At 61.4% G+C, this 12,417-nt stretch carries 11 protein-coding genes; 4 read left to right on the forward strand and 7 right to left on the reverse strand.

The annotated features are described in order from the left end of the window. Positions 1–17 precede the first annotated feature (17 nt). Positions 18–1,178: a glycine betaine/L-proline ABC transporter ATP-binding protein gene (locus tag CAG46_RS10830; RefSeq protein ID WP_025339033.1), complete on the reverse strand. Its 1,161-nt coding sequence runs from the start codon at positions 1,176–1,178 to the stop codon at positions 18–20. A 417-nt stretch (positions 1,179–1,595) separates the two neighbouring features. Between CAG46_RS10830 and CAG46_RS10835 the strand changes: the two genes are divergently transcribed. After that, positions 1,596–2,576: a LysR family transcriptional regulator gene (locus CAG46_RS10835; RefSeq protein ID WP_085615624.1), complete on the forward strand. Its 981-nt coding sequence runs from the start codon at positions 1,596–1,598 to the stop codon at positions 2,574–2,576. A 139-nt stretch (positions 2,577–2,715) separates the two neighbouring features. Here the strand turns inward: CAG46_RS10835 and CAG46_RS10840 are convergent, their stop codons facing one another. Then, complete coding sequence (locus CAG46_RS10840; RefSeq protein WP_085615835.1) at positions 2,716–3,447, reverse strand: hypothetical protein; 732 nt, start codon at positions 3,445–3,447, stop codon at positions 2,716–2,718. A 181-nt stretch (positions 3,448–3,628) separates the two neighbouring features. Here CAG46_RS10840 and CAG46_RS10845 point away from each other — a divergent pair, with 181 nt between their 5' ends. Then, positions 3,629–5,023, forward strand: a complete 1,395-nt coding sequence (locus CAG46_RS10845; protein ID WP_085615622.1) for a hypothetical protein — start codon at positions 3,629–3,631, stop codon at positions 5,021–5,023. A 59-nt stretch (positions 5,024–5,082) separates the two neighbouring features. Here CAG46_RS10845 and hisN read toward each other — a convergent pair whose 3' ends face one another. Then, on the reverse strand, positions 5,083–5,874 hold the full coding sequence (hisN, locus tag CAG46_RS10850) for a histidinol-phosphatase (protein WP_085615620.1): 792 nt from the start codon (positions 5,872–5,874) through the stop codon (positions 5,083–5,085). A gap of 146 nt (positions 5,875–6,020) precedes the next feature. Between hisN and CAG46_RS10855 the strand changes: the two genes are divergently transcribed. Beyond that, positions 6,021–6,911, forward strand: a complete 891-nt coding sequence (locus tag CAG46_RS10855) for a universal stress protein (protein ID WP_025339029.1) — start codon at positions 6,021–6,023, stop codon at positions 6,909–6,911. 242 nt (positions 6,912–7,153) lie between these two features. After that, positions 7,154–9,283 (forward strand): TonB-dependent siderophore receptor, encoded by a 2,130-nt coding sequence (locus tag CAG46_RS10860; RefSeq protein ID WP_085615618.1) that lies wholly within the window; start codon positions 7,154–7,156, stop codon positions 9,281–9,283. 117 nt (positions 9,284–9,400) lie between these two features. Here CAG46_RS10860 and CAG46_RS10865 read toward each other — a convergent pair whose 3' ends face one another. The 4 genes from CAG46_RS10865 to CAG46_RS10880 form a co-directional block, all read right to left on the reverse strand. Next, positions 9,401–9,922 (reverse strand): acyloxyacyl hydrolase, encoded by a 522-nt coding sequence (locus CAG46_RS10865; RefSeq protein ID WP_015270391.1) that lies wholly within the window; start codon positions 9,920–9,922, stop codon positions 9,401–9,403. Between the two features lie 197 nt (positions 9,923–10,119). After that, positions 10,120–10,866 carry a phytanoyl-CoA dioxygenase family protein gene (locus tag CAG46_RS10870; protein WP_025339027.1) on the reverse strand — a complete coding sequence of 249 codons (747 nt, stop codon included), beginning with the start codon at positions 10,864–10,866 and terminating at the stop codon, positions 10,120–10,122. A 56-nt stretch (positions 10,867–10,922) separates the two neighbouring features. Beyond that, positions 10,923–11,366 (reverse strand): hypothetical protein, encoded by a 444-nt coding sequence (locus CAG46_RS10875; protein WP_025339026.1) that lies wholly within the window; start codon positions 11,364–11,366, stop codon positions 10,923–10,925. 125 nt (positions 11,367–11,491) lie between these two features. Continuing rightward, positions 11,492–12,358 carry a LysR substrate-binding domain-containing protein gene (locus CAG46_RS10880; protein ID WP_013972688.1) on the reverse strand — a complete coding sequence of 289 codons (867 nt, stop codon included), beginning with the start codon at positions 12,356–12,358 and terminating at the stop codon, positions 11,492–11,494. Positions 12,359–12,417: the final 59 nt, after the last annotated feature.

The raw sequence follows: 12,417 nt of genomic DNA on the forward strand, positions 1-12,417 counted from the left end.
GGGTGTACCTCTGGGTATTAGTGGCGGCTCAGGGTCTGCAACAGCTCGTTCTTCGACAGCGTGCCCTTGAAGGCGCCCTGGCGGTCGAGCACCGGTACCGGGTACGGCAGGTCGGCCGCCACCCCGAGCACTTCGTGCAGTGGCGTGTCGGTGTATACCGGGCACTGCTCGTGCAGGCTGTAACGCTCACTGGCGGTAGCGCCGTTGGCGTCGGTGTCGACCACGCCCAGCAACTGCCCGCGGTCATCGACCAGGTAGCCGAACGGCACGCCGGCCTGGAAGCTTGGTGCCTTGCCGTTGACCTTGCACACCACCGCCGGGTCGAACTTGGCCACATCACCGGCCTTGAGCACCCGCGAGCTGTCGAAGCTCTTGAAGAAGGTGCGCACGTAGTCGTTGGCCGGCTGGTTGATCAGCTCCTGCGGGGTGCCGATCTGCACCACGCGACCACCTTCCATGATCGCGATGCGATGGCCGATGCGGATGGCTTCCTCGATGTCGTGGGAAATGAAGATGATGGTGCGCTGCTGCTCGGCCTGCAGGCGGATCAGCTCGCCCTGCATTTCGCTGCGGATCAGCGGGTCGAGCGCGGAGAACGCCTCGTCCATCAGCAGGATCGCCGGGTCGTTGGCCAGGGCCCGGGCCAGGCCTACACGCTGCTGCATGCCGCCAGACAACTGGTGCGGGTAGCTGTTTTCATGGCCGGCCAGGCCAACCTGGCTCAATGCTTCACGGGCGCGGCTGTGGCGTTCGGCCTCCGCTACGCCGGCAATTTCCAGGCCGAACGCGGTGTTTTCCAGCACGCTCATGTGCGGCATCAGCGCAAAGGACTGGAACACCATGCCCATTTCCTTGCGGCGCACATCCAGCAGGGCTTTGTCGGAGAGCCCGGTGATTTCCTTGCCGTTGAGGTGAATGCTGCCGGAGGTGGGCTCGATCAGGCGGTTGAACAGCCGCACCATGGTCGACTTGCCCGAACCGGACAGGCCCATGATGACGAAGATTTCGCCACGCTTGACGGAAAAGCTTGCATCGAACACGCCGACGACGTGGCCGGTCTTGCTGAAGATTTCGTTCTTGTCGGCCCCCTTGCGGAGCATCTCCATGGCCATGTTCGGGTTGGGACCGAACACTTTGAAGATGTTTTTTACCGAAAGAATCTCATCGGCATGGCTCATACGACCCTCTTTATTATGCTTATTAACCAATCTTTCAACTTCGCACTTTCAATAAGGCGGGTAGAGATCAGTGCGAGTACGCTTGGCAGTCCGTTCAAATTCGAACGTGAGTCAAAACCGGCACGCAGAATGTCCTGCTTCAAAATTGTCCGACTATCGATGTCTCGAATGTCGCGCCGTGGGTTTAACGTTAGGCCTTGAGCCAGAGCGGGTCCAACGACATTTGTTTCACGCAAACCATTACCTGAAGTTATCAATCAGGGCCTGAGCCCCGAGCCACAGCCTGGCGCAGTGCGCTTGAATGCAGGCGCAGCCTTGTGCAGCGAAGAGACCGGCTCATACACTTGAGCCATGGGTGCCTGCAGGGGCCCTTTCGCAGCACAAGACTGCTCCTACAAAGGACTGCACCCCACCGACATGGTCAGACACTCCGAACCCGATCAGACGCTGATCAAGATGCCCTCGCTGCGTGCGGTCAAAGTCTTCGTCGCCGCCGCCAAGTACCAGAACTTCACCCGCGCCGCCGAGGCGCTGTGCGTGACCCAGGCAGCGGTCAGCCGGCAAATCCGCGAACTGGAAACCTACCTGGGCGCCGAGTTGTTCACCCGCGTGGGCCGTGCGGTGGAGCTGACGGTGGCCGGCTCGATCTTCTTCGATGCGGTGCAGTTGTCGTTCGTCAACATTTCCCAGGCTGCCGAGCGCATTCGCAGCAACAACAACAGCAAGCAGGTGGTCACCCTGTGCTGTTCGCCGGCCTTCGCCGCCTTGTGGATGGGGCCGCGGATGCCGAGGTTCTTCGATGAGAACCCGGACATCGACATCAACCTGGTGACCACGCAGAACTTCCTGGCCATGGAGCCCGGGGTGCGCCCGGACATCTACATCACCAAACTGGGCAAGGTGCAGGCGGGCTACAGCTCGCACCAGCTCAACCACGACGTGATCTACCCGGTGTGCACGCCGCTGTACCTGGCGCAGCACCCAGAGGTGCGTACCCTGCAGGGGCTGCGTGATGGCACGTTGTTGAACCTCAGCCCTTATGGCCGCTCGCAGGTCGCCGAGCACGTGGACTGGAACGTCTGGTTGGCGTTCCATGACATCGACCTGAAAAGCCGCGCCAACACCGGCCCGCACTTCTTCAATGCCAACGATTACAACCTGCTGGTGCAGCTGGCCCTGGGCGGCCAGGGCGTGGCGCTGGGCTGGCACCACCTGGTAGAGCCGCTGGTGGCCCAAGGGCTGCTGGCAAGGCCGGTGGAAGAGGAACTGGTGCTCAAGGATACCTTCCACTTCCTGGCGTTCAACGAAGACAAGGACCATGACTCCAGTTGCTGCCGCTTGCGGGACTGGTTGCTGGCGGAGTTTCAGCCGTTGCTGGAGTCGTTGCGTACCCGCTGAATATCGGTTGCCTGTGCTGGCCCCTTCGCGGGCACGCCCGCTCCCACAGGTACTTCATCGCCCTTCAGGCTGGTGATATCCCTGTGGGAGCGGGCATGCCCGCGAAGGGGCCAGCACAGGCAACCCGGAACCGCCCACTTCACTGCACCGGCAGGAAGTTCATCAACAGCAGGCTTTGCGCATAATTCAAGCCAATCCGCCTGTACCGCTCATCCAGCAACTCCGCCAGCAAGTCCAGCCGTGCCACGATCTTGCCGAACTCAACGGCAAAACTCAGGTTGCTGCCCTCTTCCGAGATTTCGTTGGAGAACAACAGCAGCACGCCATTGGCATCCTGCCGCTGGCTCAACATCCAGGTGGCCTTCTCGATATTGCGCGCCGCGTTGTTGACGAACAGCGGGTCGATGGTATCGGTCATGTAGAACTCGGTACGCCCGCCGTGCGCGGTGATCAGCATGCTGCCGATGGCGTAGATGAAGGCGCCCACCCGGTCACCGCGAAACTCGGGGCTCAGGGCATAGCTCAAGGCTGCCAGGTCGCGACGGTTGCCCAGTTGCGGCAAGGGCTGGCGTTGTTCGATGGCGATACGGATCTGCCGCTCGGCAGTTGCCGCGTCCACGTAGCCGGACAGCTTCCACTGGTTGGGGTTGCGCAGGTAAAGCTTGTTCATAAGCAGGTACAAGCTCTGCAGGTTGTCGCGCATGGACAGCGTGGCCAGGCGGTCGACGCTGGTCTGGAACAGTTCGCTGGGCTTGCCGTTGCCGAGCTGGTTGACCATGTCGCGACCCTGCTGCTGGGTGCAGGCGCACAGGCACGTGAGGGTGCCTGCCAATAGCAGGCGGAGTAAGAATTTTGGCTTGCTTGCAACCATCGGCACCGGGTCGATATTCGGCGGCCGCACCGGGGATCAGTGTGGCCTGACCAGGCATAGAGTCTGGAAAGCGGGAAAAGTGCGTATCTGGCCGACAAAGAGTGAGTCAACTGACAGATTTGCCAGTTTCGGATTTGCTGACGGTAATAGAAGATTTTCTTCAAACAATGGAGGAAACACCATGAGCAAGCACTTAAGGAAGCCCGGCGAACTGGACACTGACTTCGGCATCGAGGGTTATGCCAAGCTACCTGCTCCCCCAGGCGCACAGGAGCCGGGAGTGGCATTTTCGACAACAGTCGATTCTGTAAACCGCATTATTCTGGCCGCCGGAGCTCCGGTCGACGGAAAAGACTTCTACTATTTCGCAAGGTTGGATGCCAAGGGTGTTTGCGAGCCCGACCCTGGCTTGGTTGCAATTGAAGACCCTGAACTGGATCCCTCACTTTCCTTTGCCCTGGGCTTCGACTTCGTCACGCCCTCGACAGCTGCGCCCGACTCGAACTATATCGCGTACTCAAAATGTGCAACATGGACAGGTGAGGACTGGCTCTGGCAAGGCGCTGTCGGCCACTACCGAAACAACTTCAAACCATTGGACGGTTTCGGCAAGAAAGGATTGATACTCCTCCGACCTGACGGCCAGTCCAGTTCAACGACAGCGTCCAGCGCCAGACGCGAATGCCTGCCCAGGAAAACAAAACTTTCAGACGACGCAAACATTCCGGGTAACCTGAAAAACAGGTACAAACAAGAGGTGTTCGCGCCCGCCGCCCGTAGTGTGCTGCTGGGTAACTCGATAAAAACCTTGTACGCTTCTTCGCTCGATAACGAGCCGAACAGTCAAACACTGTGGGTCGCTCTACACGATGCCAAGACTGGCGTCCCGGTAGCCGGGCTCGGTCCAGACGGCACCAAAACACAATGGCATATTAAGAATTTTTTGGATAACACGTTCGAACCGTCGGGCTGTCACTTCTTCGAAGACGGTGGTTTTGCCTTGGCCGGGAAGGAAGGGGCGCCTGGCATCGTCGCAAGATACAAGAGCAGCGGCGAACTTGATATGGACTTCAACAAGAGCGGTTTCATAGAACTGGAAAACCGCAATATCCAGCTTGGCGCTAACGAAAGCAGGGTCATTATCGCTCAAGGTACCTATTACACTTCCCAGCCTGGGCACCCAATCAACCTCACGATCAGAGTCTACGACAAGCACACGGGCTTACCGGATGCGCAGTTCAACGAAAATGGGATATTAAGCATCAACGTTGATCCTGGCTCTGATATCAGAGCCCTCACAACCCATTCCGTCATCATTGACCCAAATGGCACGATCTACATCGCAGGTAACTTGATGCACGCGGGAGGGTCCACGTTCTACCTACAGGGCATCATCCACAGAATAACCCGGGACGGCAAACTGGACACCAACTTCGCCTCCCAGGGGCGCTACCTGGCACCCGAAGATAAAGTTAACGCCCTTCGTGGAGCCCACCTCGGATCAGACGGTTTCCGATTCATCTCGCAACTGAATGAGAATGATGGTGGTTATTGTGCCATGAAGCTTTTCATCTGAATGTTGCTATAACCCGTGGCAAGCCTTTGCAGGCTTGCCACGTTTGCGTCAATGCCTGTTCATTGTTGGTGACGCAACATCTCCACCACCTGCGCATGCAGCGCCGGGTCACCACAGGCCACCACGCACCCGCCATTCTGCGCGCTGCTGCCATCCCACGCCGTGATCACCCCGCCCGCCCCTTCGATGATCGGCATCAGCGCCTGCACGTCATAGGGCTGCAGGCTCGCCTCGACGATCACGTCGACAAACCCGGAAGCCAGCATGCAGTAGGCATAGCAATCGCCACCGTAGCGCATCAGGCGCGCCTTGCCGGCAACGGCTTCGAATGCAGCCTTGCGCGCGGCGGTATCGAACATGTCCGGGGTGGTGCACATCAGCGTGGCCGAGGCCAGGTCGGCACAGGCGCGGGTCTGCAACGGTGTACCGCTGCGCCAGGCGCCTTCCGGTGTGCCGACAAAGCGTTCGCCGGTGAACGGCTGGTTCATCACCCCTACCACCGGGCGCGTGCCGTCGTTCAGGGCAATCAGCGTGCCCCACAGCGGCAGGCCGGTGATGAAGGCACGGGTGCCGTCGATCGGGTCGAGCACCCAGGTCAGCGGGCTGCTGCCGACTGCCACGCCGGCTTCTTCACCGAGGATGCCGTGGTCGGGATAGCGGGCCTGGATCAGCTCGCGCATGGCGTCCTCGGCTGCCTTGTCGGCCACGGTCACCGGGTCGTACAGGCGCCCACCCTTGTCCTCGACGTCCAGGCTGGCGCGAAAGTATGGCTTGATCGCCACGGCAGCAGCATCGGCCAGCTGCTCGGCGAAGGCGCGGAATTCGCCGATCTGTTCAGCACTCAGGGACATGGGGCGGGCCTCGTGAAAATGATGGGGCCCGCATAATACCCGACACACCGTGCCGCGCCAGCCTCCGTCGGCTGCTCATGCGGCCCTGCGCGGTCTAGACTGAACAAGACCAGACACCGGGGGGCTGCCACACGTGGAGGTGTGAGATGAGCCAGTTCAAGCGTCTGTTCGTCATGCTCGGCCCGCAGATGCGCCACACGCCAGCGCTGCAACGCGCTGCGGCATTGGCGGAATCCAGCGGTGCCTTGCTGGATATCAACGTGTTCGTCGACGATGTCGACACCTTCGGTTTGATGAGCGATAGCCGCGAGCGTGAGCGGCTGCTCAGCGACAACCGCCAATGGCTGGCGGACGAAGCCGAACAACTGGCCAACGCCGGCCTGGATGTGTCTACCGAACTGCTGCTGACCCGCGACCCGCTGGGCAGCGTGCTGGAGCGGGTGGAACGGCTGGGTTGCGACCTGCTGATCAAGGACGTGCAGCACGAACCTGTGCTCAAGCGCCTGCTGGTAACGCCACTGGACTGGCAGTTGCTGAAGGACAGCCCGGTCGCCGTGCACCTGGTCAGCGATATCCGCCTGCCGCTGCCCCGGCAGATTGCCGCCGCGGTGGACCTGAACAGCCATGGCGCCGGCGAGCACCTGGATGAGCAGGTGATCCACTGTGCCCATGCCCTGGCCCTGCAGTGCAATGCCGAACTGCACCTGCTGCATGTGTGCGACGCGGCCAAGACCCACATTGCCGACTTCGGCGCCGGCACAGTGACCATGCCTGGCTTCGATGTCAGCGTGCGCACCGCGCAGCGGGCGGCGTTCAACCGGCTGGGCGACCACCACCAGATCCCGCTGGAGCGCAGGCACTTCCTGGAAGGGGCCGCGATCAAGGTGATTGCCCAGTTCGTCGGGCACAGCCGGGCGGATGTGATCGTGATGGGCAGCCACCGGCATGACGCCATGCAGACGTTCCTGGGCGGGACCACGGCGCATGTGCTGGAGCATCCGCTGTGCAATGTGCTGGCGATCAAGGCGGTTCGCTGAGAGCTGCTGCACCTGAACTGGCCAATTAGCGGGCACGCCCGCTCCCACAGGTCATGCACAAAGCCTGAGCCTGTGACGAACCTGTGGGAGCGGGCGTGCCCGCGAAGAATCCAGCACAAATTCCACTTGGTATCTGGTACACCAGTGCCACACAAAAAGAATGCATTTGATAATGATTCGTAGTAGTTTCTCGGCGCTTGCCCACCCTACCCTCAGCGCCCTACTCCAGGATCGTACCGTCGATGCGTCGCACGTTCGTTTCGCTTTGTGTGCTTCATGCTGTCTCCCCGCTGGCCTTTGCCGAGCCTGAACCGCTCGGCGAACCCGCCCAGATCGAACTCCAGGCCCTGAACATCACCAGCAGCGCCGACAGCGAACGTGCCGATGGCCCGGTCGAGGGCTACAAGGCTACCCGCTCGGCCAGCGCCACCCGCACCGACACCGCCCTGCACGAAACTCCGCAATCGGTCAGCGTGGTGCCCAAGGATGTACTGGAAGACACCGGCGCCACGCGCCTGCAGGATGGCCTGGACTACGCCGGCGGTGTCGGCCGCGCCAACAACTTCGGCGGCCAGGGCCTGACCACCTTCACCGTGCGTGGCTTCACCACCGGGGAGTTCTACCGCAACGGTTTCCCGATCAACCGCGGCTACCCCAACGCCCCCGACGCCAACACCGTCGAACGCCTGGAAGTGATCCGTGGCCCGGCCAGCAGCCTGTACGGCCGTGGCGACCCCGGCGGCACCTTCAACGTGGTCAGCAAGCAGCCGCTGCCAGAGTCGAAAGTCACCCTGGGCAGCCAGTTCGATGACCAGGGCATGCACCGCGCGACCCTGGACGCCACCGGGCCGCTGAACCAGGACGGCTCGCTGGCCTACCGCCTGAACCTGCTGGGCGAAGGCGGCGAAAGCTTCCGTGACGATGTGGAAAGCGAGCGCTATGACGTGGCGCCGGTGCTCAGCTGGCAGGTCAACGACAGCACGAAGATCGTCTTCGAGGGCGATTTCATGCGCAACAACCACCCGCTTGACCGTGGCCTGACCCGCTACGCCACCCAGACTGGCAGCGCCTCGCGCGACACCTATATCTGGGAAAAAGGCAGCGACAACCTACTGCACAACGACAACAACATGGCTCAGGTGCGTTTCGAACACCTGCTCAACGATAACTGGACGCTGGGTGGCGGGTTCCAGTTTCTGGATGGCTCGCTCAAGGGTAATGCTGTCGAAGCCAATGGCGCACCCGCAGACGGCCGCACGCTGCAGCGAAACTTCAACTATCGCAAGCTGGAGTGGACTGATCGCGATTGGCAACTGAACCTGACCGGGCATTTCGATACAGGAGTGTTCAGCCACACCCTGCTGACTGGCATCGAGTACGAAGACTACGACTACAGCTCTATCATCCGACGATCCACTGCCTCCTACCCAATCGACATCTACAACCCGGTACTGGGCCAGCCAAGGCCGGCATTAGCTTCAGTGCCTACAACCTGGGATACAGAAAACCTGAAAACCTGGGCTTTCTTCATCCAGGACCAGGTGGCCCTTACCGAGCGCCTGAAGGCGTTGGCCGGTGTACGCTTCGAACGTTTCGAGCATGATTACGACGACAAGCGGCCCGCAAACCGCGACTTCAGCAAGGGCGAAAACGGCGTCACCCCGCGCTTTGGCCTGATCTACGACCTGACCGATACGGTTGCGGTCTATGCCAACACCGCGCGCTCGTTCAAGCCCAACACGGGCACGCCAAGCGGGGGCGGAGGCTTCGACCCGGAAAAAGGCAAGTCCTACGAACTGGGTGTGAAATGGGAGGCACTCGACCGCCAGCTGAGCATCGATGCTGCGATCTATCACATCGTCAAGGAGAACGTCCTGGCGCGCGACCCGAACGACCCAACCGGTACCTACAGTATTGCGGCCGGCGAAGTGCGCAGCCGTGGCCTGGACATCAACATCGCTGGCAACCTGACGCCGGAGTGGCGCGTGATCGGCGGTTATGCCTACGTGGACGCCGAAGTGACCCAGGATACGACCCTGCCCAAGGGCACGCGCCTGGCCAACATCCCGCGCAACAGCTTCAGCCTGCTGAACACCTACGAGTTCCAGGATGGCCTGGCCAAAGGGCTGGGGTTGGGGGTTGGGGTGAAGTACGTGGATGATCGCGCCGGCCAGACGGCAGCCACGACCTACACCATGGAGCGCTACAGCGTGGTCGACCTGCTGAGCTTCTACAAGGTCAACGAACACGTGCGGCTGAACCTGGACGTGAAGAACGTGTTCAACAAGGGCTATGACGAGGGCGCGTTCAACAACTACGTCTACCCGGGTGCGCCGCGGACGGTGCAGGCTGGGGTTTCGTATACCTTCTGACCGTTCCTGGGGCTGCTTTGCAGCCCATCGCGACACAAGGCCGCTCCTACAAGGAAACCGCGATCTCCTGTAGGAGCGGCCTTGTGTCGCGATGGGCCGCAAAGCGGCCCCCCGGTCTCAGAACCCTTTGCTGTAGAACAGCGAGTACGACTCGATGCCGTCGTTAGGCTGCTTGAGCCCCGCGTTGGAGTAGTGCATCGCGCGGATCCCCACCTTCTGCTCCCCCGGCAGTTTCAGGCCGAAGCCGATGCGGTCTTCGAAATTGACCGACGAGCCCAGGCGCTGGTCGCCCACATCGGTCTTGGAAAACGCCGCCAGGCCAATGCCGGCCTCGATGTACGGGGTATAGGTGAAACCGCTGAACTCATAGGTGAACACTGGGCTGAACGACAGCGAGTGTGCGCCACTGGCCTCACCGCCTTCCCAATAGGTGTAGGCCGCATCCCAGTACCCGGTCAGATGACCGGTGCTGCTTTCCAGCCATTTCTTGTCCCAGTCGAACGACAGGCCGATACGGTAGGTCATGTCACCTTGGCCAGTGGCGCCAACGGCACCGCTCACCTGCGCTGCCTGGGCCAGATTCGCCCCGGCAAAGGCCAGCACTGCAGCAGCCAGCGAAGCTGCTAGACGGGTTTTCATCAATGACTTCTCCTGATGGTCTATACGGCAAGTGGGGGCTTGGGCCCCTCGATCTTATGTGGCGACCGGATGCATCCAGACCGGTCACACGAAGTAATACTTTTCTGATTATCGACCAGATAAACAGAAAGTTGAAAGTGAATTGCCACCATTGGCTAATACCCTGCGCCAGCATCTGCCATGCCGAACAGCAGCGGTCAGTCGTATTCCGCCTCTTCGTGCTCGCCCAGCAGGCGCCTTTGCCTGGGGGTGGCCTCCTCCAGCACCTGCGGGTTGAAACGCCAGTTCAGGTACGGCGAAAACTTCTGCGCGACCATGCGCCGGCCATAGTGCACTTGCAGCATGTCGCGCTCGCGTGACTGGGTGCAATTGGCCCCGCCGCTGTGCCAGACATCGCTGCGAAACACCAGCGCGTCCCCTGCCTTGCACAGCACCGGCTGGGCCTCACGGCCCTGCCAGTGTTGCTCGCCAGCCTGCGGTGGCCGCGCCGCGCGGTGGCTGCCGGGCACAATCCAGGTCGGCCCGATGTGATGGTCGATATCGCTGAGGTACAGCTGCGCAGTCAGGATCTGCGGGGGCTGGGTGAAGTCGCCGCGCTCGCTGAGCCAGTCGGGCAACTGCATGGGCAGATGGTCCAGGTGCAGAGCCACGCCGGGGTAACCCGGGTGGCTGCGCCAGGCGGTCTGGCCGATCACATGGCAGTCGGCGCCCAGTGCCGCTTCGGCCAGGGCGATCAGCGGCGGCAGGTCGAGAAAGGGCAACCACAATGGGTTGCGGTTGAACACGCACTTGTAGTGTTCCAGCAGCCCCTGGTAATCCCAGTGGATGGGCTGCAAGTCATCGATGGCGCAGCGCAACAAGGCGATACGCAAGGGTTCGAGCACACCGGGGAGCAACACATAGCCCCGCTCGTCCAACATCTCCAGCTGAAGGTCCAGGCTCATGGCGATGCGCTCCTTTCAGGCAGGAGCACATCCGTACTCCTGCCCTTTTTTTTTCATCAACGCCAGTTCAGGTTCACGGTCGCGGGGGTCTTGCCATTCACGGTCACCAATTGCTGCACCGTCTCACCCTGGGCGTTGCCAGTCACTTTGTATTTGCCGGGAGGCAACTGCACATACAGCAGCGGCCCGGCATCCGTAAGGCTGAGCACGGGCTGGCCCTGTGCATTCTGGATGTCGACGGTGGCACCGCTCTGGAACTTGCCTTCCGGGCCGGTGGAGAGTTCCACGTGCAGGTCATAGCCCGGGGTCTTGCGCAGGGCGTTGGCTTCATCCTGGCCGATGCCGCCTTGCAGGTAGCGGACGCCGTTCTGCTCCTGCTGTTGCAGTTGCACGGCCTGCATGTCGATGGGGGCATTGAGGTCGGCGGCGGCCGCCAGGGTCCATGGCAGCGCCAGGGTGATCAGCAGCGCCGCGCCGAGGGCATAGTGATGGTTACGCATGGTACGACCCTCCTTTCGAGGATGGCTTACCTATTATCTGATCCTTCGGGCGTAACGGCGTTCGTGCTGATGCATGGTCGTCTTGATGAAATTCGCATCAATGGTGTGGATATTGCGCCAGAACATCAGGTTGCGCGCCCTTCCTCAAGCAGTTTCACGAACATGCTCAAACTGCGCGATACCGTGCCCCGGCGCCACACCAGCCAGGTTTTCAGGTAACGGAAATCCTCCGACATCGGCCAGGCACTGACGGTGCTGCAACCGGGCATGTTGTCGAGCATGCTGCGCGGCATCATGGCCAGGCCGGCGCCGGCGCTGACGCAGGCCAGCATGCCGTGGTACGACTCCATTTCGTGGATCTTGCCCGGCACCGCCTGGTCCTGCACGAACCAGTTCTCGAAGTGGTGGCGGTAGGAACAGTTGGCGCGGAAGGCGTAGATGCTTTCGCCGTTGACGTCCTGGGCGCGGGTTACCGGGGCGTGGTTGAGCGGCGCGATGACCATCATTTCTTCCTCGAACACCGGCATGCCTTCCAGCGTCGGGTGCAGCACCGGCCCGTCGACGAACGCCGCCACCAGGCGGCCAGACAACACGCCTTCGAGCATGGTCCCGGACGGCCCGGTGGACAGGTCCAGGTCGACCTTGGGGTAGCGCTGGTTGTAGGCCGCCAGCAAGGCCGGGATGCGTACCGCGGCCGTGCTTTCCAGCGACCCCAGGGCGAAGGTGCCCTGCGGGTCTTCACCGGCCACGGTCAGCCGCGCCTCGTGCACCAGGTCGAGGATGCGCCGTGTGTATTCGAGGAAGTTCCAGCCCGCGGGGGACAGGCGCAGGCGGCTCTTCTCGCGGATGAACAGCTCCACGCCCAGGTCCTCCTCCAGTTGCTTGATACGCGTGGTCAGGTTCGACGGCACCCGATGGATATGCTGCGCGGCGGCACTGATGCTGCCCTGCTCTGCCACGGCCTTGAAGATCTCCAGTTGCACCAAGTCCACAGCCTTTCTCCAAACGTGAATGTTTCGCTCATTATTATTCAGTTTTCATTAAAGACATA

It is taken from the genome of Pseudomonas sp. B23(2017) (assembly GCF_002113725.1).
In the GTDB taxonomy this organism is placed as follows: domain Bacteria; phylum Pseudomonadota; class Gammaproteobacteria; order Pseudomonadales; family Pseudomonadaceae; genus Aquipseudomonas; species Aquipseudomonas putida_Z.

Bases quoted from the DNA above. Each gene is read 5' to 3' on its own strand.
- CAG46_RS10865 (WP_015270391.1), bottom strand. From the start codon at position 9,922: ATGAAAACCCGTCTAGCAGCTTCGCTGGCTGCTGCAGTGCTGGCCTTT.
- CAG46_RS10840 (WP_085615835.1), bottom strand. From the start codon at position 3,447: ATGGTTGCAAGCAAGCCAAAATTCTTACTCCGCCTGCTATTGGCAGGC.
- CAG46_RS10855 (WP_025339029.1), top strand. From the start codon at position 6,021: ATGAGCCAGTTCAAGCGTCTGTTCGTCATGCTCGGCCCGCAGATGCGC.
- CAG46_RS10875 (WP_025339026.1), bottom strand. From the start codon at position 11,366: ATGCGTAACCATCACTATGCCCTCGGCGCGGCGCTGCTGATCACCCTG.
- CAG46_RS10830 (WP_025339033.1), bottom strand. From the start codon at position 1,178: ATGAGCCATGCCGATGAGATTCTTTCGGTAAAAAACATCTTCAAAGTG.
- CAG46_RS10845 (WP_085615622.1), top strand. From the start codon at position 3,629: ATGAGCAAGCACTTAAGGAAGCCCGGCGAACTGGACACTGACTTCGGC.
- CAG46_RS10835 (WP_085615624.1), top strand. From the start codon at position 1,596: ATGGTCAGACACTCCGAACCCGATCAGACGCTGATCAAGATGCCCTCG.
- hisN (WP_085615620.1), bottom strand. From the start codon at position 5,874: ATGTCCCTGAGTGCTGAACAGATCGGCGAATTCCGCGCCTTCGCCGAG.
- CAG46_RS10860 (WP_085615618.1), top strand. From the start codon at position 7,154: ATGCGTCGCACGTTCGTTTCGCTTTGTGTGCTTCATGCTGTCTCCCCG.
- CAG46_RS10870 (WP_025339027.1), bottom strand. From the start codon at position 10,866: ATGAGCCTGGACCTTCAGCTGGAGATGTTGGACGAGCGGGGCTATGTG.